At 42.7% G+C, this 22,485-nt stretch carries 25 protein-coding genes; 7 read left to right on the top strand and 18 right to left on the bottom strand.

Annotated features, from left to right (window positions below):
• Window positions 1-180 precede the first annotated feature (180 nt).
• Window positions 181-546: a response regulator gene (locus tag LX99_RS01170; protein WP_022831101.1), complete on the top strand. Its 366-nt coding sequence runs from the start codon at window positions 181-183 to the stop codon at window positions 544-546.
• Between the two features lie 61 nt (window positions 547-607).
• On the opposite strand, the gene LX99_RS26005 is transcribed toward LX99_RS01170, so the two are convergent.
• The 4 genes from LX99_RS26005 to LX99_RS01150 form a co-directional block, all read right to left on the bottom strand.
• Window positions 608-790, bottom strand: coding sequence for a hypothetical protein (locus LX99_RS26005; RefSeq protein WP_245927817.1), 183 nt, complete (start codon window positions 788-790; stop codon window positions 608-610).
• A 260-nt stretch (window positions 791-1,050) separates the two neighbouring features.
• Entirely contained in the window at window positions 1,051-1,557 is a 507-nt protein-coding gene (locus LX99_RS01160; protein WP_109605653.1) for a GbsR/MarR family transcriptional regulator, read from the bottom strand.
• A gap of 184 nt (window positions 1,558-1,741) precedes the next feature.
• Window positions 1,742-2,152: a hypothetical protein gene (locus LX99_RS01155; protein ID WP_022831098.1), complete on the bottom strand. Its 411-nt coding sequence runs from the start codon at window positions 2,150-2,152 to the stop codon at window positions 1,742-1,744.
• 152 nt (window positions 2,153-2,304) lie between these two features.
• A complete protein-coding gene (locus LX99_RS01150; protein WP_109605649.1) occupies window positions 2,305-2,508 on the bottom strand; it encodes a hypothetical protein in 204 nt (67 codons plus the stop codon).
• A gap of 287 nt (window positions 2,509-2,795) precedes the next feature.
• Between LX99_RS01150 and LX99_RS01145 the strand changes: the two genes are divergently transcribed.
• Window positions 2,796-4,685 carry an SPFH domain-containing protein gene (locus tag LX99_RS01145; protein ID WP_109605647.1) on the top strand — a complete coding sequence of 630 codons (1,890 nt, stop codon included), beginning with the start codon at window positions 2,796-2,798 and terminating at the stop codon, window positions 4,683-4,685.
• Between the two features lie 383 nt (window positions 4,686-5,068).
• Here LX99_RS01145 and LX99_RS01140 read toward each other — a convergent pair whose 3' ends face one another.
• The 8 genes from LX99_RS01140 to LX99_RS01105 all read right to left on the bottom strand — a co-directional run bounded on the left by LX99_RS01140 (window position 5,069) and on the right by LX99_RS01105 (window position 10,459).
• A complete protein-coding gene (locus LX99_RS01140) occupies window positions 5,069-5,278 on the bottom strand; it encodes a helix-turn-helix domain-containing protein (protein ID WP_022831095.1) in 210 nt (69 codons plus the stop codon).
• Window positions 5,279-5,281: 3 nt separating this feature from the next.
• Window positions 5,282-5,866 carry a DUF2975 domain-containing protein gene (locus LX99_RS01135; protein ID WP_022831094.1) on the bottom strand — a complete coding sequence of 195 codons (585 nt, stop codon included), beginning with the start codon at window positions 5,864-5,866 and terminating at the stop codon, window positions 5,282-5,284.
• 124 nt (window positions 5,867-5,990) lie between these two features.
• Entirely contained in the window at window positions 5,991-6,545 is a 555-nt protein-coding gene (locus LX99_RS01130) for a DUF1572 family protein (protein WP_109605645.1), read from the bottom strand.
• Between the two features lie 95 nt (window positions 6,546-6,640).
• Entirely contained in the window at window positions 6,641-7,138 is a 498-nt protein-coding gene (locus LX99_RS01125; RefSeq protein ID WP_109605643.1) for a hypothetical protein, read from the bottom strand.
• On the bottom strand, window positions 7,119-7,589 hold the full coding sequence (locus LX99_RS01120; RefSeq protein ID WP_022831092.1) for a sigma factor-like helix-turn-helix DNA-binding protein: 471 nt from the start codon (window positions 7,587-7,589) through the stop codon (window positions 7,119-7,121). Before LX99_RS01120 ends, LX99_RS01125 begins: the two co-directional genes overlap by 20 nt.
• Window positions 7,590-7,888: 299 nt before the next feature.
• Complete coding sequence (locus LX99_RS01115; protein ID WP_109605641.1) at window positions 7,889-8,878, bottom strand: MlaD family protein; 990 nt, start codon at window positions 8,876-8,878, stop codon at window positions 7,889-7,891.
• A 30-nt stretch (window positions 8,879-8,908) separates the two neighbouring features.
• Window positions 8,909-9,682: an ABC transporter ATP-binding protein gene (locus LX99_RS01110; protein WP_109605639.1), complete on the bottom strand. Its 774-nt coding sequence runs from the start codon at window positions 9,680-9,682 to the stop codon at window positions 8,909-8,911.
• A 9-nt stretch (window positions 9,683-9,691) separates the two neighbouring features.
• On the bottom strand, window positions 9,692-10,459 hold the full coding sequence (locus LX99_RS01105; RefSeq protein ID WP_042727518.1) for an MlaE family ABC transporter permease: 768 nt from the start codon (window positions 10,457-10,459) through the stop codon (window positions 9,692-9,694).
• A gap of 900 nt (window positions 10,460-11,359) precedes the next feature.
• Between LX99_RS01105 and LX99_RS01100 the strand changes: the two genes are divergently transcribed.
• The 4 genes from LX99_RS01100 to LX99_RS01085 all read left to right on the top strand — a co-directional run bounded on the left by LX99_RS01100 (window position 11,360) and on the right by LX99_RS01085 (window position 15,911).
• Window positions 11,360-12,238: an AraC family transcriptional regulator gene (locus LX99_RS01100; protein WP_109605637.1), complete on the top strand. Its 879-nt coding sequence runs from the start codon at window positions 11,360-11,362 to the stop codon at window positions 12,236-12,238.
• A gap of 218 nt (window positions 12,239-12,456) precedes the next feature.
• On the top strand, window positions 12,457-14,289 hold the full coding sequence (locus LX99_RS01095) for a sodium:solute symporter family protein (RefSeq protein WP_109605635.1): 1,833 nt from the start codon (window positions 12,457-12,459) through the stop codon (window positions 14,287-14,289).
• A 179-nt stretch (window positions 14,290-14,468) separates the two neighbouring features.
• A complete protein-coding gene (locus LX99_RS01090; protein ID WP_170122593.1) occupies window positions 14,469-15,533 on the top strand; it encodes a glycoside hydrolase family 26 protein in 1,065 nt (354 codons plus the stop codon).
• Between the two features lie 105 nt (window positions 15,534-15,638).
• Window positions 15,639-15,911 (top strand): hypothetical protein, encoded by a 273-nt coding sequence (locus LX99_RS01085; RefSeq protein WP_109605631.1) that lies wholly within the window; start codon window positions 15,639-15,641, stop codon window positions 15,909-15,911.
• Here the strand turns inward: LX99_RS01085 and LX99_RS01080 are convergent.
• From LX99_RS01080 to LX99_RS01070, 3 genes are all read right to left on the bottom strand, one after another.
• Window positions 15,874-17,109, bottom strand: coding sequence for an MFS transporter (locus LX99_RS01080; protein ID WP_109605628.1), 1,236 nt, complete (start codon window positions 17,107-17,109; stop codon window positions 15,874-15,876). The two genes, LX99_RS01085 and LX99_RS01080, sit on opposite strands and share 38 nt — an antisense overlap.
• A 189-nt stretch (window positions 17,110-17,298) precedes the next feature.
• Complete coding sequence (locus tag LX99_RS01075; RefSeq protein ID WP_109605625.1) at window positions 17,299-17,940, bottom strand: hypothetical protein; 642 nt, start codon at window positions 17,938-17,940, stop codon at window positions 17,299-17,301.
• Window positions 17,941-18,057: 117 nt separating this feature from the next.
• Window positions 18,058-18,765 carry a DsbA family oxidoreductase gene (locus tag LX99_RS01070; protein ID WP_245927816.1) on the bottom strand — a complete coding sequence of 236 codons (708 nt, stop codon included), beginning with the start codon at window positions 18,763-18,765 and terminating at the stop codon, window positions 18,058-18,060.
• 189 nt (window positions 18,766-18,954) lie between these two features.
• On the opposite strand from LX99_RS01070, the gene LX99_RS01065 reads away from it, so the two are divergent.
• Window positions 18,955-20,193, top strand: coding sequence for a DUF3179 domain-containing (seleno)protein (locus LX99_RS01065; protein ID WP_109605623.1), 1,239 nt, complete (start codon window positions 18,955-18,957; stop codon window positions 20,191-20,193).
• A 6-nt stretch (window positions 20,194-20,199) separates the two neighbouring features.
• Here the strand turns inward: LX99_RS01065 and LX99_RS01060 are convergent, their stop codons facing one another.
• The 3 genes from LX99_RS01060 to LX99_RS01050 all read right to left on the bottom strand — a co-directional run bounded on the left by LX99_RS01060 (window position 20,200) and on the right by LX99_RS01050 (window position 22,485).
• Window positions 20,200-20,493, bottom strand: a complete 294-nt coding sequence (locus LX99_RS01060; protein ID WP_109605621.1) for a hypothetical protein — start codon at window positions 20,491-20,493, stop codon at window positions 20,200-20,202.
• A 311-nt stretch (window positions 20,494-20,804) separates the two neighbouring features.
• Window positions 20,805-21,026, bottom strand: a complete 222-nt coding sequence (locus LX99_RS01055) for a heavy metal-binding domain-containing protein (RefSeq protein WP_109605619.1) — start codon at window positions 21,024-21,026, stop codon at window positions 20,805-20,807.
• Window positions 21,027-21,033: 7 nt separating this feature from the next.
• On the bottom strand, window positions 21,034-22,485 hold the full coding sequence (locus tag LX99_RS01050; RefSeq protein WP_109605617.1) for a PepSY domain-containing protein: 1,452 nt from the start codon (window positions 22,483-22,485) through the stop codon (window positions 21,034-21,036).

Genomic DNA, 22,485 nt, shown 5'->3' with positions numbered 1-22,485 from the left:
TGATGTCTGGTTTTATTATCAGGAGTATAAACAGCAATTTGTACCCATTTAACGCTAAAGCTGTTTACAAAATCATAGTGGTATGAAAATTGTAACTAATTGTTTTGGTTATTATCGAATACAATACTATCCGTGCGTAACTACAGCTTTTGCAGATACTTTAAACCATTGATTTTATATATGAGACGGATATTAGCGGTGGATGATGACAGGGACATCTTAGAAATTATACATTACATTTTAGAAGAATCCGGCTACGAAGTTAACCTACTGGCAGACGGAAAGGAGTTTTTTGACCGCGTTAAAAATTTTATGCCCGATTTGATATTGCTTGATATTATGCTGGGAAGTGTAGACGGAAGGGAACTTTGCCGGAAATTAAAGGAAGATGCTGAAACCAGGTCGATCCCAGTTATTTTAGTATCCGCCAGCCACAATCCGGGAAAATTGAACCAGGCAGGTGCTCCGGATGATTTTATTGCCAAACCTTTTGATATTGATGATTTATTGGGCAGCATAAGGCGGCAGCTAAATACCGCGGCCTGATAAAAAACAAGACGGGACAATCGCTGTCCCGCCCTGCCAAATCAAAACAAAAAAACAAAAACTAAACATTTATATTAAAGGCCTTGTCTGTTTTAGCGCGGTTGCGCAGTTTGAAAAATAGGATAAGGTTTAAGAAATGCATACCGCCCAATATTAAAATGATCCAGCCGATTTTGTAGCTCAATACTTCAACTACCGTTTGTAAACTGGCTATAGTTCCGTACTCTTTTAAGGCCAGGCTCATTTAGCCTATGTTCACCAGGTAAAAGCCTACAACCAATAATTTATTCAAAGAATCGGCCAATTCATGATTGCCGTGAAAAATATCTACTAAAAAAATTCTCCCGTTTTTAAACAACACTTTGGCAACTCATACGGTTAAAGCTATACTTGCCGATAAGTAAATAGCATATGTTAAGATAAAGTAATTCATGATGTTGTGGTTTTATTTATTTTTAATTATATAGTATTTTCAGTAAAATTTGAAATAAAAGGTTAAAAAAATTATTTGAATACTTTTAGTATCGAACCGAAAAACCAGTTCTCTTCGGCTTTCAGCATCGTATCCAGGGTTTTGTTTACGTTGCCGGCCAGTTTGTTAATGTCCGTTATCGATGTTTTAAAGGTTTTGAAGGCCGGGTCATTCTCGTCGCCCTTTACTTCCGTTAACTGATCGAGTATTTTAATAATAGGGGTAAGCTCCCGTTTTTTACGCTCTTCGGCCACGCGGCGGGCTATGATCCATACATCCTTTTCGGCGTAAAAATATTCTTTACGTTCACCTGTCTTGTGTTGTTTTTCAACCAAACCCCAATCAATCAGATCGCGCAGGGTCATGTTGGCGTTTCCGCGCGAGATACTGAGTTCGTTCATGATTTCTTCGGTGGTAAGGGCCTCCGGCGAGATCATGAGCAGCGCATGTACCTGGGCCATGGTGCGGTTAATGCCCCATTCAGACCCCAACTTGCCCCATGCTTCAATAAACTTTAATCTCGCTTCTGCCAATTCCATGCACAAATATAATTAAGTTTTTAAACTTTCAAAAAAAAATGAAAATAAAATAAAACAACTCATTTCAAAATGCATTGCCCTTTAGCCTTTAGCCTTTAGCCTTTAGCCTTTAGCCTTTAGCCTTTAGCCTTTAGCCTTTAGCCTTTAGCCTTTAGCCTTTAGCCTTTAGCCTTTAGCCTTTAGATTAAAATTTACTTGCCCTGAGCGCGGTAACTTTCGAGCCTTCCGGGCCGCTGCTTTCAAAAACTATTTTGCTATCCGTTAGTTCGGAAACCGTGAAAACAAAATCGCGGGTCTTGCCATCGGGCAGTTTCTCGGTAACATTCAGGTTTTTACCATTCAGCGTGAACGAACCATGCGACAGGAATTTATTTTCCCATACTATAAGGTATTTCATTTCGGGCGTGAATTGTATATAAGGCGCGGCCTGATCCAGTTCGGCTTTTTTTACAGTATCGGGAGGGCTTGCATTAGGGTGTTCTATTTTTATATACTTCCATTTGCCCGTGAGCGTACTAACTGAAACATTGGGGCCGCATGATGTAAGGAATAGTATTACAACGGCAAACAACAAAAGGCTTTGTTTTATCATCATCAGGTTTATTGTGTGATAAAACTATGTAATTGCCCCCAAAATAAAAAATAGTACACGAACGCTTGTATGTTGTAAATGATTTTTTGAATTCTACGAATCGAAAATTTCGCAAACTCAGATTTGAGCATCAATCAAAATTCGTGTAATTCGATTTAATTATAAGAGATAGACAGGCATTCGTGTTTAAATAAATCGGCACCGGATTGTTTTTTTGTGCCTTTATTGGTCCTGTCTTCAGCTTTTTTTACTTCATCCTTTTCGCTTATCGGTCCTTCGGTTTTCAGCTCTTTATGTTTGGTATCTGATGGTTTGGTTACTTCCTGCCCCTCTTTCCGGTTGTTTTTTGTACTGTTCATAACGGTAATGTTAAGTTAGCATTAAACGTATCATACCTGAGTAACCTGCATTATTTCCCAAATGTTTCGGGGAAATTATATAAAATTTACTTTCTGTAAATCAATTAATTGCATCGTTTTGACGTGTGCCATAAAATATTTTTCATTTTTTTCGTAACAAAGTAATTTTGCAACTGTCTTAATGACACTATATAGCCAAGGTACTCTTCCAGGTAAGCTATAAGTATTGTGAGGGCCCGCACCTTAAGGGTTCCGTTAAAAAAAATCAAAAACAATCTTTTAAAAAAATGGACAATCTAATTGTTAGTCTGTGGTGGGTTATACCCGTCATAGTGTTATTGCTGATGTACAAATTTGTTTTGCGCGTGTTTTGCGGTATGGTTATCGTTCCTGATGACCGTATTGGTTTGGTTATCAAAAAATTTGCCCTTACCGGTAACAGCCGTCTGCCCGATGGCCGTATCATAGCCACCAAAGGTGAAGCTGGTATGCAGGGTAAAGCCTTAGCGCCGGGTTTATACTGGAAAATGTGGCCCTGGCAATATACTATTATAATGCAGCCCTTTACCATTATTGAGCAAGGCAAACTCGGCCTGGTAAAGGCAAAAGATGGCGCCTCGTTTGATACCGGTCGTGTTTTGGGTAAACCTGTGGAGTGCGATAAGTTTCAGGATGCCATAGCATTTTTGGATAATAACGGCCAGAAAGGCCCGCAGGCTGCTTTCCTTACGCCGGGTAGTTATCGTATCAATACCTTTTTATTCGAGATAGAAATGGTGCCAATCACCCAGATTCACGAAAACAAGGTAGGGATCATCACAACGCTTGATGGTGAGCCGCTTAACAAAGGCGAGATAGCCGGCGAATCGGTTCATGGGCATAAAAATTACCAGGATCCTATCGCGTTCATCAACGCGGGTGGCCGTAAAGGTTTGCAGGAAGATGTGATATTGGCGGGTACTTACTATTTAAACCCATGGTTTGTAAGTGTTGAGCAGGTAGATATGATCTACATTCCAATCGGTTATGTGGGAGTAGTAAACTCATTTGTTGGTCCGGAAGGTAAAGATACCAGCGGCGACAATTTTAAACACGGTAACATTGTTAAGCGCAACGAAAAAGGCGTATGGGACGAACCTTTAGACCCTGGTAAACACCCGGTAAATATTTATACCCATGCGGTAGAGATTGTGCCTACAACCAACATCGTACTGAACTGGGCCGATAGCCGTACCGAATCGCACGAGCTGGATAAAAACCTGTGTACCATTACCGTAAGATCAAGCGATGGTTTTACCTTCAACCTGGATGTATCGCAGATCATCCACGTGCCACGTAACGAAGCGCCTAAAGTGATTGCAAGGTTTGGTAAAATGAAAAATCTGGTATCGCAGGTGCTGGAGCCAACCATTGCCAACTACTTCCGTAACTCGGCGCAAAAAAGTGATGTGATCGGCTTCCTGGCTAACCGTATCCAAAGGCAAACCGACGCCCGCGAACATATTGGCCGGGTACTGGAAACTTACAACGTAATAGGGGTGGACACCCTGATAGGCGACATAGTGCCACCGGCAGCACTCATGAAAACCTTAACCGACCGTAAACTGGCCGAAGAAGAGAAAGTTACCTACGAGATTCAGCGTCATGCCCAGATTGAGCGTAAGGAATTTGAAAGCGCCCGCGCCGGTGCCGATATGCAGCCGGAAGTAGTAAAATCAACCCGACAGGTAGAGATCAATACGCAAATGGCTGCATCAAGGGTAGCCGCATCTAAAGGTGAGGCCGAAGCCAAAACCATTAACGCCAAAGCCGATGCCGAAGTGAGGATTACGATAGCTAAAGCCGATGCGGAAGCGAAAACGGTGAACGCCAAAGCCGATGCCAACGCTACCGAAGTTAACGGTATTGCCGAAGGCGCTAAAATTAAAGCCATAGGTATGGCCGAAGCCGAGGTTACCAAACAAAAAACCGAAGCCATGGGTACCGAACAATACGCCATTGTACGTGTGGCCGAAGCTTTAGCTGCCGCCGGCATCAGGTTAGTCCCTGAGATTTTGGTAAGCGGTAAAGAAGGCGGTAACGGGGGGATGATAGATGCCCTGATTGGTACCGAGATGCTTAAAAAACTTCAGATAGAAAACGAAGGTAAAAGCAATGCCGCTCCTAAGGGCGAATAATTGAAATATCCGGATGCATAAAAATTTGCAGGCAGGTTATGTAATCCCTGCAAATTATACATCATGGTAAAGGTTTTTGATAAGGGATTTTTGAAGGAAGAGTACATGAAATTTCAAAATCCTAAACCTTTTTTATTAAGAGATCAGAGATTGGAGGTTAGTGATTAGTTGCTGTCTCCTGCTTAAGATAATACGTTCTTTATACCTAAACCTTATTTAAAGAGATCAGAGGTTGGAGCTTAGAGACAGGTTGCTGCGATAGTATCCTTCTTTACCATCCAACTGCACTGATATAATTGACGAGGCTTTTAACCTAAACCGATCAATGACAAAGGCACCTGCAAGGGTGCCTTTGGTTGTTTTAAGGAATAAGGAAAACAATTTTATTCATCAGCCCGATACTCCAGAATATCTCCCGGCTGGCAATTTAATGCCTTGCAAATGGATTCAAGTGTTTCAAAGCGGATGGCTTTGGCTTTACCATTTTTAAGGATAGATAAATTTGCCAGTGTAATGCCAACTTTTTGTTGTAACTCATTCATTGATAGTTTGCGACGCGCCATCATGACGTCCAGATTCACTACTATAGGCATACTTTATATCGTTAAACGATTTTCCTCCTGAAAAGTAATACCGGCCCGATAAATAACTGAAAGAATCAGAACGAATATCCCAATCTTTATGTTGGAAAAATCGTCCCTGAACGTAGTGTAGGCGCCGGTAACTTCGTGGCTGAGGGTTTCAATTCTTGAAGCCATATACAGGGCCGCAAAAATTGTAATAACGCCATAAAAAACATAAAGTAGGCCAAGCCACGTAATGTGTTTAGCTACATCCGGGTTAAAAGGATGATCGGGGTTTAATTTATTTAAAGCAAACAGAAGCAAACAGCAAACAACAAATGTGAATAATGATTGCATAAAGTCATGATAGCCGTAAATGTGTTTAAACAGGAGTTTATCCAGTACGTGCTTCGATCTGAATGATAAAACACCGGCGTTAACGTTTAGTACAGCTTTTGATAAGGTTGTTGTTTTGGTATTTTTAAGGTAAACATTTGCAACCATATCGCTCGACGAGATCAAGGCACCGGTTGTATTGATCAGGGTGATGCCAAACCCGATCAGCGCTATCCATAATAGCACTTTAATCCCTTTTATCCAAGTTTTCAGATTTTTCATAAAATGTTTTTTTTATAGCACAAGTATAAATAAATATATCGAATATCAAAATAAATTTATCGATAAACAATATATCCTGGATTGCTATAAACGTTAGGTAGATGTTTCAATGATTGAATTGATCTTATTTCGCATCCGTAAAATGCGCTTTCCTTTTTTCCAGGACAAATTTATCTGCATTATAGCTTTCAGATTTACCGCGTGGAATAGAAAGCGAAGACCAGTTTTCATTGCACATCATTTTGCCCAAAAATACAATCTGACCCACATGATAAGGGTAGTGCGCCAGCTGCCGGTTAATAGCCTCCATAACGGTATGCCCCTGATTGCGGATGTATATAATTTTCTCCAAATCATCGGTAGTTAAGCTGTTAAGTGTATTAAAAAGGCATTGCCATCCCTTATGCCAGGTATCTAAAATAGTTTGGCGGGTAGGGGTTATGTTTGCAAATTCGGTTTCCCTGTTGCGGTTGGGTTTTTCACCATCGCTGGTAAAGATGTCCGTCCATCGCGACAGCATATTACCCGCCAGGTGGTTTACAATGATGGCCACGCTGTTCGATTCAGAATTGTACTGCCAGCACAATTGTTCATCCGTTAATTGCTCAAATGTCTTTTCGCCGAGGGATTTATAGTAGGCGAACTGCTTTTTTGCGCTTTCCAGGTAATCGTTTTTCATAACTAAAGTTAGGCAGCGAAAATTAACTAATCAACAAAAAAGGCATCCCAAAGGATGCCTTGATAAATATCTAATATCTAAAGGAAGTCTAACCTCTAACGACGCAATTCCTTTATCTCCGTTTTTAACTCCTTTATTTGTTCCTGGGCCTGGCGGTTTTCGAGATAGAAGTATATCGCAAAGCCTAAAAATATCTTACCTAAAATAAACACGGCCGCAAACACATAACGCCAGGCTTTATGCAGGCGCATATGGCTTGATGCTCCTTCAACTTCAATGTACTGATCTGCAGCAGGTGTTTTGGGCTGCCCGCCATAACCGGTATCATAAGCGCGGAACTGAACAGGTTTGTTCAAGCGCTCCTCTGTCAGTATGAGGCTGTTAATCTCATCCTCAATTTTATCCCAGGTCCTCGGCGGCGGCGCAATGGCAGCGTTTTGAGCCATTTTTTCCATGTCGGCTTCCAGTTGTTTCAGTGCCTCATTTACTTCGGGATATTTGGCTTTCATGTATAAAAGCTCCTCCACCTCTTCATCGGTGGCGCAGCCCATCACAAATACCTCCAGCGCACCACTATCTATGTAATCTTTCATTGTCCCTCCCGTTCCGGATAATGGTAAAGCATTGTTTTAACACTTTTTTAACCTCCTCGTTACTTTTGCTTAGTTCGGCGGCAACCTGTGCTATAGTATGGCCTCGATAATGAATAGCGTAAAACACCTGTTGCTGCAAAGGGCTCATCATGGCAACATATTTATTGTTGGCCAATGGTTGAAGATTTTGCAAGGCTTGCTTATCGGTTTCATTATCTAATGTTTCAAAAAACTCCGATAGCTTTTTGCGGGCCATCATTTGCAGGCGGCACAAGGCGTTGGCGCCGGTTTTTAAAAAATCATCTATCTCGTTGGGTACATCATTAAAAACCGCTACAAGATATTGTTCTGCAACAGACTGATTTTTTACCACTTCGAAAATGTAGCCAAATAGCTTAGCGGCGTAGTTGGCGTACAACGTGCTGACAGCTGATAGCTTGCTCTGGCTCATTGAGCCTGAAGTTTGCCACTGCGTATTCAAATTGGGGGCAGTTAATTAATGTAAGTGAACAATCTGTCAAAGGTATTAAATAAACAACTTTTACAAAAAGTATTTATACTCTGCCTGGTTGTATTTGTATCGTAATTAAATACGGTGCAACGTTGTACGTATTCCGGCTTCTTTAGTTACATCTTTTATAAAGATGCTTCAACCGGCTGGCAAGCCGTTTCTTTAATGAGGCTGATAGGACGCCAGGATAAATGGAAAGCGGGGTGATCCGGGTGAGGCGATCTGCCCCGCTAATATTTTTATTGTTTGGCTTTCAGGCTGTCGGCTTTGGCTTTTTCTCTCTTTTTGAAAAATCCACGCAGTAAAAAGTTATGCTGTACGGCTTCCAGGTCGTCGTTTAGTTTGATAGATGCTGCCTGCAGGTTATTGATGGCCGATTGCGTTTTTACAGCCGCTTTAGGGTCGTTCAATAATACGCCTAAAGCATTATCGGTGGTATTGAGCTTATTGCTTGCTTTAGTCAGGTTAGCGGTAAGCGTTGCAGCGTTGGCAGCAGTTTGCTGCAGTTGGGTTGCCGCCTGCTTAATCTGGCCGAAGGTAGCCGTATCGGTGAGTATTTTATCTGCAAGACCGCCTTTGGTGTTCATTTTGCGGCTGAACTGATCCAGTTGCACGGCCATTAACGAAGCGCTTTGGGTGGTAGCCTGCAGGTTGCGCATGGCAGCGCGTAACTGTATGGCCATAGTGCTATCGGCTAATAAGGCTCCAACGGTACCTTTACCTTGCAATATGTTATGGCTTAGGGTTTTAAAATCGGTAGTAATGGCAAGCAGGTTTTGGTTATTATCCTGAAGCGTTTTTAACATATCGTCTGTAGATAAAAGCTTTTCTGATTTTAATGTCGCGCCATCCTCAATAACAGGCGCCTGCGGACTGCCGCCTTCTATTACAATGATCTTATTTCCAATTAGGCCGTCTGAGCCAATTTTAACCATGGCGTTGCTCCGGATGTATTGCTGCGTAGCCTGGTCAACATTCAGATACACCTGCACCTCCGACGGCCCGATGAATTTAATATTGCTGATGGTGCCAACCTTAACGCCCGAAAACCATACCGCGTTGCCTTTTTTTAACCCGGCAACATCAGTAAATACGGCGCTTAGTTTTATGTTTTTAACAAAGGTTTTTTGCTGCCCGCCAAGGGTAAATACCCCTAATATGAATAATACGAGGCCCAATGCCAGGAATATGCCTACTATGATCGATTTTTTGTTATCTGCCTGATCCATTTGAATGATGGTATATCTTGTTAGCTATTATTATTTAATAAAGTTGTAATCGTAAAAAGGTTTCACCCGTTCGTCTTCGGTAGCAAAAACCTCTTCAAATGTTCCGGTGCGTTGAAACTGCCCGTCAAGCAACATGGCAATCCTGTCGCCGGTTTGTTTGGCGCAGGTAAGGTCATGGGTAATGATGATAGATGACGTGTTATAACGCTGTTGTACCTCGTTAATCAGATCATTGATTTCTATACAGGTTATCGGGTCTAAACCGGCTGTAGGTTCGTCATACAGCATAATTTCGGGGTTCAGGATCAGTGTGCGGGCAATACCAATACGTTTACGCTGCCCGCCCGATAGCTCGGATGGCATCTGGTTGATGGTTTGCGAAAGCCCCACGGCATCAAGCACGGCTTCTACATTGGTATTGATTTCGCCGCGGGTAAGGTTACGGCGGTTGCGCACCAGCGGAAACTCTAGGTTTTTACGCACCGTCATACTATCGTACAAAGCGCTGTTTTGAAATGAAAAACCTATCCTGATGCGGAGGGCCTGCAATTCATCTTCGCTGATGGTAGCGATATTATAACCCAACACTTCTACCTGCCCGGCATCCGGTTTTAAGAGCCCTGAAATGATTTTAATGAGTACTGATTTGCCCGTACCTGAACGCCCCAATACCACAAGGTTTTCGCCCTGGTACAGATCAAGATCGATACCCCGGAGCACGGAATAATCCTGGAATGCCTTTTTCAAACCCCTGATGCTGATAACCGGGTTGCTATGGTCTGCCTGTATTGCTGCTTTTTTCATGTTGATATATTAGCGGAACCATCCGGTTATCTGTACAATAATCACTTCTTCAATAAACACCAGGAACATGGCAGTAATAACCGCTCCGTTGGCCGCTTTACCTACACCCTCGGTACCTTTGCTGGAGTTATAGCCCTGGTAACACCCAACAATGCCTATGGTAAAACCAAATACAATTGATTTAATAAGCGAGGCCACAAAATCAGTAAAGGTTAATGGCTCAAACACTTCCTGTATAAAAGTGGTCCAGGTGGTGCCTTCATTTTGGGTTACATTTAAATAGCCGCCAAAAAGGGCCACAAAGCCTGTATAAGTGGACAGGATAGGGATGGTAAGCGTAGTAGCCAGCACACGGGTACATACCAGGTATTTAAAGGGCTTGGTGCCCGATACTTCCATGGCGTCAATTTGTTCGGTTACGCGCATAGAGCCCAGTTCGGCGCCGATGCTTGAACCAACCTTACCCGAGGCGATCAGCGCGGTAACCAGTGGCGCCAGCGCGCGCATAATAGCTATAGATACCAATGATGGCAGCCATGATTCGGCGCCGAATTGCGATAGCGATGGCCTTGATTGCTTGGTGAATATTACGCCTACTATAAAGCCGGTTACCGATATCAGCGTAAATGAACGTACACCTACCTCATAACACTGGCGCACCACTTCCTTAAGTTCAAACGGTGGTACAAATGCTTCCCTGAAAAAGCGGAGTATAAATTTATTGATATTGTAAAGGGTTAAGAAAAAGTCGGCAAAGCTTTGCTTTAGCTTTGACATCTTTTTCGGTGTTTCCCCGTTTATGCTTTGCGTATTGTCCATTAAAAATGTACTGCTGTTTGCGTTTATGGTTAATCTACAAAAAAAAGCTGATCTTGTTTGCCTGCCTGTTTATTTGAAAGATATCCTTTTGTGAATATGGGGCTCTTGCGGAATCTCGTGTCCTAAACATGTTACTTTCCCGGAATGGGTGGTTTTACCTTAATAATACGTTCTTGTTTAAAAAATGAAATAAAAGTATTGCCTGTGTTTATGCTGTTGATTTTGTGATCGCTTTTATAGTGTTTCCGGTTAGTTTAAAATTAAACAATGTAAAAAAAGTATTATGACTCAACCTGTATTGAATTACACTTGATGTTAAGCCGGTTTATGAACCATTGCTACTCATTTTGGCTGGCAAGTACTTTTGTAATAAGTCGGCAAATTATCAATGCAGTATTACCGTCAGGTTAAATTACAGCTAAATAAAGTTTGACCAATTGGGTTAAAAGTTAAAATCCAATTTGCCCGCAAACCTAAAAGTTTTAAATTTTAATAGCATAGCATCGCCATGAAATTATAGTAAATGAAGTGTAAAATTTTGACCATTCATCTCATTATGTTGCTTTGCTCATGCCATCTTTGACACAGTGAGGTGTTTATTTAAACATGCTGTAAGCAGTTATTCAAATAAACCACCGGCAAAGGGTGTAGGCAAATAACTACATCGCTCGGGTTTGTTTTTGCGATTTGAATAGTAAGGCGAAGCGCAACCTTTACTGCATCTTCGCAGATGGCACAGCAGTTGAATCCTTGTCTTGACCGATTTTTGATGATAACAAAAAGTGATTTATATGTTTTGATAATATAAAATGGTTAAATTAGTATCATCAGTTTGATGCCTTTTATATTGCCGGATATATGACTACAAGTAATGTAATGCGGGAAATAACACCGCTAACGCCGAGTGATTGTTTTACCATTTTTTCGAGGGTGAAAAACAAGTTTGATTTTCCGCTTCATTACCATGATGAATACGAATTGAACCTGGTTATCAATGCTAAAGGAGCAAAAAGGGTAGTGGGCGGCCATATCGAGGTTATTGATGAGGTGGAGCTGGCCCTGATCGGGCCTAACCTGTACCATGCATGGTTTACCCACCAGTGCCAAAGCGAACAAATTGCTGAAGTTACCATACAGTTTCATAAAGATTTGTTTGATGAAAAATTTTTAAAACGTAACCAGTTAAGCTTTGTGAAGAGCATGTTGGATCGCTCGCAGCGCGGAATTGCCTTCCCGGCTGAAACTATCCATGCACTCAAGGATAGGATTATGCAGCTGGATAAAAAAACAGGTTTCGATTCGGTGCTTGAGTTATTGTCTATCCTGCATGAACTTTCCATTTCCCGCGATATGAAACTGCTGTCGGACGCGAGTTTTACCAACGAAAAGTTCTATTACAATAGCCGCCGTATAGAGAAGGTTTTTGAACACATGAACCTTAATTATAACAGGCAGATTACCCTTGCCGAGGTATCTAAAATTGCCAATATGCCCGAAGCCTCGTTCAGCAGGTTTATTAAAAAGCGTACCGGTAAAACTTTTATTGATAGTTTGAACGAGATTCGCCTCGGTCATGCCTCCCGCATGTTGATCGATTCGACAGCTACCGTAGCCGAAATTGCCTATAAATGCGGCTTCAACAATATCTCCAATTTCAACAGGATCTTCAAGCGCAAAAAAATGTGCATCCCTAAAGAGTTCAGGGAAACCTATACCGGGAACCGGGTGTTTATTTAACCTTGCGCATGGGCATCGCCGGGAATTGAAAACGTATTACCCGGTTCCTGATGTTGAAAAGAGGTTAAAATAGTATTGAAATTGTTTGATAATAAATTAGTTTTTGATCTGAACCGGAATTTTCAGAATTTACGGGTTTTCAGAATAGCGGGGCTTAGTATGGTTTGTGCGAACTGATTTTGATAACCTCATTCTGTAAATTCTGATGCTGCCAATTGATGAAACTACACTTAGTTGATGTTGCTATTATCGTTCTGTACCTGCTGAGTACCGTCGTTATCGGGCTTTGGTACCGAAAAAAAGCGCGCGAAAACAAAGAGAGCTATATGCTTGGCGGCAAATCATTGCCCTGGTATAAACTCGGCTTAAGTGATGCTTCGGATATGTTCGATATCAGCGGCACGATGTGGATGGTGAGCCTGTGTTTTGTGTACGGGATGAAAAGCATCTGGATCCCCTGGCTTTGGCCGGTATTTAACCAGGTGTTTTTAATGATGTACCTTTCGCGCTGGCTGCGCCGCTCAAATGCCGCTACAGGGGCCGAATGGCTGGGCACCCGTTTTGGCACATCCGGCACCGGCGTAACGGGCGCTAATGTGGTGGTGATCGGCTTTGCGCTGTTAAGTTGTTTCGGTTACCTGGCCTATGGTTTTATTGGCCTGGGCAAGTTTATTGAAATTTTTATCCCGTGGCAAATGGTTAGCGCTTATGTGCCGTTTAATGTGGCTCCGCAGTACGTGCCGCATGTTTATGGTATTGTATTTACCTTGTTTGCCATGTTTTACTCCGTTATGGGCGGCATGCATAGTATTGTGCTGGGTGATATGCTTAAATACGGCATCATGACAGTGGCCTGTATCTGGATAGGTTTTATAGCCGCAGCTAAATTGCAGGGGCACCATTTAAATGTGCCCGACGGCTGGTATAGCCCGTTTTTCGGCAAAAAACTTGGTTTAAGCTGGACAGGTATTATCAACGAGGTAAACGATAAGATCAGGGACGACGGCTACTCGTTATTCGGTTTGTTTTTTATGATGATGACCTTTAAAGGTGTTTTCGCAGCATTGGCAGGCCCCGCGCCAAACTATGATATGCAAAAAATCCTCTCAACCCGTTCGCCGGAAGAGGCCAGCAAGATGAGCGGTTTTGTAAATATCATTTTGTTACCCGTACGTTACCTGCTCATTATCAGCTTAACTGTACTGGGCCTGTTGTTTTATCGCCGGATGGATTTAAAGGATGCCTGCGGCGCTATTGATTTTGAGCGGATTTTACCGGCAGTGATCAATAACTTTTTGCCCGTTGGCCTGGTTGGGTTATTACTTGCCGGTTTACTGGGGGCATTCATGAGTACCTTTAGCGGTACCATGAACGCTGCACAGGCCTATATCGTAAATGATATTTATATCAAATACATCAACCCTAAAGCCTCTACCAAAAATATTATCAGGGCTAATTATTTGGTGGGTGTGTTTGTTGTAGCGGTAGGGATAATACTTGGTTTCTTTGTGAAAAATGTTAATTCGGTTTTACTGTGGATCGTATCGGCTTTGTATGCGGGCTACATCGTATCCAACATATTGAAATGGCATTGGTGGCGATTTAATGCCAATGGTTTTTTTTACGGGATGCTTTCGGGGATAGTATGCGCAATGGTTTTTTCTGTAGTGATTCCCTCGTTGCAATTGCTGTACTGGGTTCCGGCCTTATTCGCGGTATCACTGCTCGGATCGCTCATCGGCACCTACGCAGCTCCCGCTACAGATCTGAAAGTACTGAAGTCTTTTTATACAACCGTTCGCCCCTGGGGCTTTTGGGAGCCTGTTAAAGCGTTGGTAATGAAAGACGATCCCGCATTTGTGCCGAATAAAAATTTTAAACTGAATATGTTCAATGTGGTGATTGGTACCACCGCCCAGTGTTGCCTTACCATACTGCCTATGTACCTCATTTTGGCACAAAGAATAGCTTTAATGGTTACCATAGCCTTATTGGCGGTAACTGTTTTAATACTAAAACGCACCTGGTGGAGCAGGTTAAATGACCATTGATAATTACTAAGAGGAAATTGTCTGGTCTGATTGGGTTATCCGGTTGTTGTTGCAGTAAACTTATACTTAGGCGGCAAATTGCCATAAAATAATATTGGCTCAAAAAAGTTATCTGTATAATGGCGAAGCTTTATAAAAAATGGATTGTTTTACTATTGTTGGTAATTAACTATACTGCTATGGCTCAACTGTTTGAACCTTCTGACAGGAAAGCGACAACCCAAACCCGGCAGCTATTTTACAGCATGCAGCGTTTGGTTAATGGCGGTGTAATATTTGGTCACCACGATGATCTGGCTTACGGAGTAGGTTGGCGGGATGAGGCAGGCAGGTCGGATGTAAAGAGTGTAACCGGATCATATCCTGCCCTATACGGATGGGATTTAGCAAAGATTGAACACGATAGTATTCATGATATTAATGGCATTGCGTTTAAACAACAGCAACAGTTTGTAAAAACAGTATATGAACGTGGCGGCATCAACACTTTCTGCTGGCATATGGACAACCCGGTCAATGGCAAAACTGCCTGGGACACCACCATGCAAACAGTTAAAGAGCTAATTGCGGGAGGTAGCTTTCACGATGTGTATAAAGCATATCTCGACAGAGCTGCCGATTATCTCGCTGGTATGAAGGGTTCAGATGGTGAGCCTATCCCTGTATTGTTCCGGCCCTTTCACGAACTTACGGGTAACTGGTTCTGGTGGTGCAAAAACACCTGTACGCCTGCTGATTTTAAAACGTTATGGCAATTTACCATCAATTACCTTCGCGATAAAAGGAAACTGCATAACCTGCTCATTGTATATTCGGCTGCGGATTTTGAATCGGAAGAAGAATTTTTGGAGAGATATCCTGGCGACGACTATGTGGATTTTGTAGGCTTTGACAACTATTGTACAACAAACGTGGCTTATTATCAAACAAAGCTGGATAAGCGACTTGGTATTGTTGACGCTGTTGCCCAAAAACACCGTAAATTAAGCTGCCTGCCCGAAACAGGATACGAAGCTATCCCGATGGATAACTGGTGGACCAACGTTTTGCTTCCCATCCTTAAAAAACACAAAGTGAGTTATGCGATGGCCTGGCGTAACGGTAACGAACATCATTATTACGCGCCCTATCCCGGCCAGCAAAGCGCTGATGATTTTGTGCGTTTTTTTAACAGCCCAACGGTTATTTTTCAAAACAGGATTACACCGCTGGGTGTTTACGGGCAGCCCAACAGGGCCTACTAATGATGCCATTATTCCCTTATTATTACAGTTTGATGTAGCTAAACTAAGGCTTGTAACAAAACAAAAAGGCTGTTAAGGTATTTTATTCCTTAAATAGGACGATATATGAATGCTTACCAACAAAAATGGATTGATACATTAAGAAATGCTAACCTGCAAAACTGGCTCATTAAACCGCAGGGCGATGATATTTTTGTAGAGATGCCTAACGTTACTGATTTGAAATTGATCAGGGATAACTTACCCCAGACACTTGGTTTAATATCGTTGGATATTGATGCCCCTAAAGAACGGCTCAAGTTTATTTTTCACAACGGGCATGAGCAATTTGAATACCTCCTTAATCCTTCGAACGAAGATCTGACACGGGAGGGCTGAAATCTATAGGCGGTTCGTCGGTAATGTTTGCTGTTTTATTGTCCTGGTCAAGTTTGGCCTTGGTTGAAACCACTACCACCGAGATCCCCATACAGGCTATCAGAATAAATGACGCCCGCAACGTAGCTATACCTGCTATAAAACCTATTACCGGCGGACCCACCAAAAAGCCCAGGAAGCCTATGGTTGATACCGCCGCCAGCGCTACCCCTGGTGCCATGGTTTTTGATTTACCCGCGGCGCTGTACACCATAGGCACAACCGACGAGACGCCTGCACCTACCAGTAGAAAGCCAAACAGGGCGGTGTACACATAAGGGAATATTACGGCAATAGCCAGGCCTGTGGCTGTTAACGAGCCGCTTACCTGCAGGGTTCGTTTTAAACCAAAGCGATGTGCAAACCAGTCGGCTATAAAGCGGCCCCCGGCCATAGTAAACATAAAAGTAGTGAAGCCTACGCCTACAAGTGCTGTTGGCGCAAGCACTACCTTTTTAAAGTAGATCACGCTCCAGTCGAACATTGCCCCCTCGCAAATCATCGAGCAAAAGGCTATAACCCCCAGTTTAATAAGCGATTTATCGGGCATAACAAAAGCAGGCCCCGCATCGGTAACCTTGTCGTCTTTAAGATACTGTGCCGCTATCAATACGCCAAGAGCTATCACTATCAGCATGGCCATAAAATGATGTAAGGGGATAACGCCGTTTGCTATCATGAATGTGCCTATGCCTGCGCCTGTAAATCCCGCTAAACTCCATAAGCCATGAAAAAATGCCATTATAGGGCGTTGGTACAATTGCTCGGTGGCAACAGCCTGGGTATTTACGGCTATGTTAACCGCGTTGCTTGAAAAACCGAAGCACATTAAACAGATAACCAGTTGAAACGGGTTTTGGGCCAGGCCAAGCGTAACCAATGCCATTGCATAAACAATAAGCGCTATGATCACAAGCTTTTTACTGCCTATTTTAGTGATGATCCATCCTGAAAATGGCAGCGAACACATCAACCCAACCGGTAAGGCGAATAACACGGCTCCAAGGCCGGCATCAGATAAGCCAAGGTTTTGCTGAACGGTTGCAATGCGTGAAGCCCAGCTCGAAAAGCTTAAACCTGCCATAAAAAACATAGCCCCTACGGCGATACGGAGCGCTATCTTATTTATCGGTGGTTTGGAAGCAGGAGAGTTGGTCATGTTAAAATAATATCAAATGTGTCTAAATGACACTATGTGTATTTGTCGCAAAGATACGTAATTGAATATAAATTAGTTAAGCTAAATCGTTTTTAACTTCATGATAGGGTATCGAGGTATTTAATAAAAAAGCGGTTATATTGCCTGAAGAGACAATATAACCGCTTTTTAAGCTTAATGAGTTATTGATTAGCTTTTTATATTGAAAGATCCCACTATAACATTAATCTTACCGGTGCCGAGATTTTTAAATTCTGCCTTAAATGTGCCTACGGCATTTCCATTCGAAACGCTTGAATGGTTCAACGTGGTAAACTTAACTTTGCCTCCAAAAAAAGTTCCGTCAACATCCGCGTTAAGGGCGCCAATATCATAAGTACCCGGTTTAACATTCAATATCATTAACTGGAACATATCTCCGGTATTCATATTTACAGCGTTTACGGAACTTGATCCGTTAGCGAAAAAGCCACCCGGCTCAACAGTAACAAGTGTGGCATTGCTTTTGGTTACCTTAGCACCCCCGTTAACCTGGTACGAAATAGTTCCCTGTGCAGCAGCAGGATAGTCAGAGCCATCCTCCGCTCCACTATCCGGATCTGTCCCTGTTCCAGGGTCCGTTCCTGTACCGGTACCCGGATTCGTGCCTGTTCCCGGATCGGTACCGGTGCCAGGATCTGTGCCTGTACCTGGGTCGGTGCCGGTATCAGGTTTCTTATCAATAGCTTTAAGTTCTTTATCAGGAGGAAGGATGGGATCAAGTTTGCAACTGCTCAATACTGAAGTTATTACGAATAAGCAGGCCGAAATTTGAAGGTAAATTTTTTTCATATGATAAAACCAATTGCGATAGTTTTTAAGTGCTTAAATATAAGCAATTTATTCGCCTTGTACATTATGTTGAAAAAATGAAGCTGTCAGTCACCAAACTCTTCTTCCTGGCCAAAATCAGCAATCGCTATCCGGCCCGCACCATGGGCCTTCCGTAGTATCAAAAGTTGGCTTCGGGTTTTCCAGTTGCCAGTCTGTAAATGCTTTGGTAAGGGTATCGTTAAAAACGGGAAGCTCCTGCGCGCCGGATACCGCATATTTACGGTTAAGTACAAAAAACGGCACGCCCCTTACACCAAGGTATTGCGCTTCGGCAATATCGTGTTTCACATCATCGGCATACCGGTCGCTCGCTAATGTTTGCTTAAGTTCTTCTGGCGGCAATCCTAAACCCATACCTAATTCTGTAAGCGTTTCAATGTCATCGATATTGCGGCCTTCGGTAAAATAAGCTTTAAAAAGAGCTTCTTCTGCCGCGTCACCCAAACCGCGCTGTTTGGCCAGGTGGGCCATGCGGTGCGCGTTAAAGCTGTTAGCTACTATAGCTTTGTCGAAGTTATAAGTGAGCCCTTCATTCGCCGCCATTTGGGTAACATGGTTGTTTAATTGCGCGGCATGATCAACGCTGAAACCTTTAATATCGGCAAGGTATTGGTTAATGTTGATATCCGGGTTGGTTTTCAGATCGGGGTTGAGCTGGAAACTCTTCCATTCAATCTCAATTTCGTCTTTATGTTCAAAGCCCGCCAATGCCTTTTCAAATCTTCGTTTACCTATATAACAAAACGGGCACATCACGTCCGACCATATTTCTACCTTCATCATTCAGTTTTTTGTGTTGATTCAAATTTATGAATAGGGCCTGTGATCAACGTAAGGGTAAAGTAAAATTCAATTGCAACTATTTATTACAGGTGCTATTGGTTTTTATAAAATTTTATAAATTAGGAAATTATAAACCGATTGTAAACATTGAAACACAGGCTCAGGCATCGGCGAAGTTACCCGACTAAAATGAAATGGAATAGCGCTAAGGTATTCTGGACCGGCATCATATTGCTTGTGATTCCGGGTTTGGTGCATGCTTACCTGTTGATGCCTTTTCCGGGTAGCCAGGATTTAAACGCCATCACTTTTTGCTACTACCTCGAAAAAGTGGTTATGCCTTTGCGCATTATAGGTTTGCTTTTTATTGTTTGGTACCTTTTTAAATACTACGCTAAAAATACATTTAAACAAAAGGTGGTAAAGGCTTCGGTATTTATGCTTTGCATAGGCAGCTTTTATATTACCGATTATATGTACAAAGCCGAAACCATGTTTAAAGAAACCGATAAACCGGTTTTCTCCACCGGCTTATCCAATCATGTGCCTTTAAACTACCTGGTTATTGGCGTAGTTAATAATGGCGTTGCTAAAGCTTATCCGTTAATATACCTTGGTTACCATCATAAATTGCAGGATGAGGTTGGCAATAAACCGGTGTTAATAACCTATTGTACCATGTGTCGCACAGGCAGGGTTTACAGCCCGGTTATTAATGGCGTACGGCAAAATTTCCGTTTGGTGGGCGCAAGGCATTACAATGCCATTATTGAAGATGAAAGTACCAAAACCTGGTGGTACCAGGCCACCGGCAGCGCTGCCGCTGGAAAGCTGAAGGGCAAACAATTAACCGAACTGCCCTATGAGCAGCTTACCCTGTCATCATGGTTGCAAAAACACCCGGAAACCCTGATCCTGCAGCCGGATAAACTTTATACGGCTGATTATGCCGACCTGAAAAATTATGATCGCGTGCAGGCTGTAGATAAGGATAGTTCGCTTAAAAATAAAGACTCCTTAAACCGTAAAAGCTGGGTTATAGGTGTAATTATCAACGGGCAGGCCAAAGCTTATAACTGGCGGCATATGCGCATTAAGCGATTGCTGAATGACGAGGTTAACCACATGCCTTTATTGATAGGCGTTGAAAAAGACAGCCTGAGCTATCATGCCTGGAATACAATGGTAAAAGGCAAAACCCTTCATTTTAAACTGAATGCTAACGGAATGCTTACCGACGATGAAACGGCATCTGTTTGGGATTGGGATGGGCTTTGTATCTCCGGTACGCGAAAAGGCGAAAAGCTAAACAAAGTACAGGCCTACCAGGAATACTGGCATTCATGGAAGCATTTTCACCCGAAAACAACCTTTTGGAAAGGCGAAGGCGGGTTGGAACAAACCGCTTTTCTGGATATGTTATTATAGCGGTTATTAAATAACAGCAGCAATTTTGCTGATGTCATCATCTTTAAGCAGCCCCTCTTCGTTAACGTTAGGATAGTACTTGTTCAGGATTTTTTGAACAAGCAGGAAACTTTCAACAGATTGGATAGGAGCGGAGGCAAGTTCAGTAATAATAGAACCCACCAGTTTAACCTTTTTGGCTTCGTATTGGTTGATCACAAAATCGGAAGTTTTTTTTGCGCGGCTCTGCTGAATCAGCTCATCAAGTTTCCTGATCTCTTCAACCAGGTCAATCAATTTCAATACTTCCACCTTTTTCATTCGGCCAAAATTAGTGATTTATTTGTTAAGGAGGATAGCGGATAAAAAAAGGTCATTGCAAAATGAAGTAATGCTAAAGTCAGAGCTGCACCCGCTCATGTAACTACCTGGTTCTGCAATGACACTTTTAAAATGATCTACGAAATGTTAAGCTTACTTTTTACCCGCTTCCTTGCGATTGATCTTGCGCTCGTTTACAGAACGAGTGCTTAACGTGGTTTCGCAATTGTATCGCGCAATTTGTGTTATAAACGCAAACCCATATTAAGCCCTCGTTGCAAGCGAGCGCAAGTTATAAAAGCCTTTTTGGCTTACTTTTTATCCGTGGTAGTATCGCGCTCAACCAAAGCCATGCCGCATTTAGGGCAATCGCCGGGTTTATCAAAGGTCAAATCAGGGTGCATCGTGCATGTATATTTCCCTTTCTTTTTGGCGGCGGCGGTAGTATCGGCTTTTTCTTTGTTTTTAACGGTACTGTTGCAGGCGCCTAAGGCTAAAGCAGCCAGTGCAAAAAGGATGAGGTTTTTTTTCATATCGGGTTTATTTGTTTTTGATGAATGAGGCAAAACCGAATATTGATACCACCAGCACGCCCAGGGCGGCCAGCATGCTCACCATATCGCGGACGTTTTTACCAGCCCAGGTCATGCCAAAGTATTTGTGTAAAAATATAAAAGAAAAGCCCTCTATTCTGTCAATACCTGCAACTTTTGTAGCCAGTTTTGAGGTGGTGGTTTCAATGTACCAGTTTTGGTTACCGGGATAGTTTACCTGCTGCACAGGCAGGCGCTTGTTAATAAAGCCATACTCTTCAGTAAACTGTTTAATAGGTTGCACCTTGATCCTGCCATAGTTTTTTTGGGTATCGTGTTTGTTGCCATGATAATAAGCGCTCAAAAAACGGGCATATTGTTCGTCGCCGTTATTTAATTCTTTGCCGCTTATGCTATTAAAATAGCGAATCTGCTTTTTAGTGTCTGTTACCTGGTAATAGCTGCTGTCGGCAAACGAAACCAAACCGATATGGCTGATCAGGCTATCCGCCAGCGGCAATTGCAAATTGGAAATGCCAAGTTCATTCCGTTCGATTACCGCGCCGTAATTGGTTATGCCGTGCTCCGTATTATGCAGTTTAACGGCAAGATGAAATACGCCACTTACAACAAAGGTAAACATCACGAAAGAAACAATAAGCCCCAGTTGCCTGTGAAAGCGGTGAACAAAACGCCTGTCATCTGTACCCTTAACTTTTTGATTTTGGCGGATGGATTTAAACTTTTTCCAAAACAGGCCATAAACGGTTATTCCGCTCAGCAGGGCGAAAAGCATCGCCGCCATAATTATCAGCAGCACCACATTACGGAAAGTATCGCCGCCAATATCGGCTAAAAACTGCCATGTATGGAACTGTTCAAAGGTCCACAAAAAGGCCTTACGGGTATTGTTATTGAAGGTACCCATACGGCTTTGGCCGGTTTCTACATAAACATCCATACCGTCGGGGCGGTCAAAGCTGATCTTCCAAACGGGTAGCAAACGATTAATAGGCTGATAAAACTCGTCGAATGTGGTTTGATAGTCGATCTTTTTGATGTTTGATGTCGAGTCCTGCGTGAAATACCGGGCCAGGTAGGTGGCGTAAAGGCGGTCGCCATCCTTTAGCAAAACACCATCACCCGCCGAATAGTAATTGTAAACACTATCCTGCCCTAAAACCTGGTAAAAGGTATTGCCCTTAAAGTTAACCAGCGCGAAGTTGCGGATAGCCCTAATGCCGTTTTTATCCAATACCTGCTGTAAAGATAAAGCTGGTTTCATCTGGTTTTGCGCAAGGGGTTTGAAAAGCTCTTGCGCTATTGACGGCCTGAACCAGTTTGACATGAAGGGATGCGACAACCCGCTCAGTGTCAGGAATATCACCGGTACCAGGGATATTAACCCCAGCAACCTGTGCCATTTGTAAAATTTGCTTTTTATTGCTGCTGATGCCAT

This window comes from Mucilaginibacter oryzae (assembly GCF_003148845.1).
GTDB classification, from domain to species: Bacteria; Bacteroidota; Bacteroidia; order Sphingobacteriales; family Sphingobacteriaceae; genus Mucilaginibacter; species Mucilaginibacter oryzae.
This window is presented reverse-complemented; position numbering and strand designations above follow the sequence as displayed.

Excerpts from the sequence above, each read along its gene's own strand:
- LX99_RS01100 (WP_109605637.1), top strand. The coding sequence starts at position 11,360 with ATGACTACAAGTAATGTAATGCGGGAAATAACACCGCTAACGCCGAGT.
- LX99_RS26005 (WP_245927817.1), bottom strand. The coding sequence starts at position 790 with ATGAGCCTGGCCTTAAAAGAGTACGGAACTATAGCCAGTTTACAAACG.
- LX99_RS01160 (WP_109605653.1), bottom strand. The coding sequence starts at position 1,557 with ATGGAATTGGCAGAAGCGAGATTAAAGTTTATTGAAGCATGGGGCAAG.
- LX99_RS01125 (WP_109605643.1), bottom strand. The coding sequence starts at position 7,138 with ATGAAAGATTACATAGATAGTGGTGCGCTGGAGGTATTTGTGATGGGC.
- LX99_RS01120 (WP_022831092.1), bottom strand. The coding sequence starts at position 7,589 with ATGAGCCAGAGCAAGCTATCAGCTGTCAGCACGTTGTACGCCAACTAC.
- LX99_RS01105 (WP_042727518.1), bottom strand. The coding sequence starts at position 10,459 with ATGTCAAAGCTAAAGCAAAGCTTTGCCGACTTTTTCTTAACCCTTTAC.
- LX99_RS01080 (WP_109605628.1), bottom strand. The coding sequence starts at position 17,109 with ATGACCAACTCTCCTGCTTCCAAACCACCGATAAATAAGATAGCGCTC.
- LX99_RS01065 (WP_109605623.1), top strand. The coding sequence starts at position 18,955 with ATGAAATGGAATAGCGCTAAGGTATTCTGGACCGGCATCATATTGCTT.
- LX99_RS01150 (WP_109605649.1), bottom strand. The coding sequence starts at position 2,508 with ATGAACAGTACAAAAAACAACCGGAAAGAGGGGCAGGAAGTAACCAAA.
- LX99_RS01060 (WP_109605621.1), bottom strand. The coding sequence starts at position 20,493 with ATGAAAAAGGTGGAAGTATTGAAATTGATTGACCTGGTTGAAGAGATC.
- LX99_RS01085 (WP_109605631.1), top strand. The coding sequence starts at position 15,639 with ATGAATGCTTACCAACAAAAATGGATTGATACATTAAGAAATGCTAAC.
- LX99_RS01075 (WP_109605625.1), bottom strand. The coding sequence starts at position 17,940 with ATGAAAAAAATTTACCTTCAAATTTCGGCCTGCTTATTCGTAATAACT.
- LX99_RS01155 (WP_022831098.1), bottom strand. The coding sequence starts at position 2,152 with ATGATGATAAAACAAAGCCTTTTGTTGTTTGCCGTTGTAATACTATTC.
- LX99_RS01055 (WP_109605619.1), bottom strand. The coding sequence starts at position 21,026 with ATGAAAAAAAACCTCATCCTTTTTGCACTGGCTGCTTTAGCCTTAGGC.
- LX99_RS01110 (WP_109605639.1), bottom strand. The coding sequence starts at position 9,682 with ATGAAAAAAGCAGCAATACAGGCAGACCATAGCAACCCGGTTATCAGC.
- LX99_RS01095 (WP_109605635.1), top strand. The coding sequence starts at position 12,457 with ATGAAACTACACTTAGTTGATGTTGCTATTATCGTTCTGTACCTGCTG.
- LX99_RS01170 (WP_022831101.1), top strand. The coding sequence starts at position 181 with ATGAGACGGATATTAGCGGTGGATGATGACAGGGACATCTTAGAAATT.
- LX99_RS01115 (WP_109605641.1), bottom strand. The coding sequence starts at position 8,878 with ATGGATCAGGCAGATAACAAAAAATCGATCATAGTAGGCATATTCCTG.
- LX99_RS01050 (WP_109605617.1), bottom strand. The coding sequence starts at position 22,485 with ATGGCATCAGCAGCAATAAAAAGCAAATTTTACAAATGGCACAGGTTG.
- LX99_RS01090 (WP_170122593.1), top strand. The coding sequence starts at position 14,469 with ATGGCTCAACTGTTTGAACCTTCTGACAGGAAAGCGACAACCCAAACC.
- LX99_RS01070 (WP_245927816.1), bottom strand. The coding sequence starts at position 18,765 with ATGATGAAGGTAGAAATATGGTCGGACGTGATGTGCCCGTTTTGTTAT.
- LX99_RS01145 (WP_109605647.1), top strand. The coding sequence starts at position 2,796 with ATGGACAATCTAATTGTTAGTCTGTGGTGGGTTATACCCGTCATAGTG.
- LX99_RS01135 (WP_022831094.1), bottom strand. The coding sequence starts at position 5,866 with ATGAAAAATCTGAAAACTTGGATAAAAGGGATTAAAGTGCTATTATGG.
- LX99_RS01140 (WP_022831095.1), bottom strand. The coding sequence starts at position 5,278 with ATGCCTATAGTAGTGAATCTGGACGTCATGATGGCGCGTCGCAAACTA.
- LX99_RS01130 (WP_109605645.1), bottom strand. The coding sequence starts at position 6,545 with ATGAAAAACGATTACCTGGAAAGCGCAAAAAAGCAGTTCGCCTACTAT.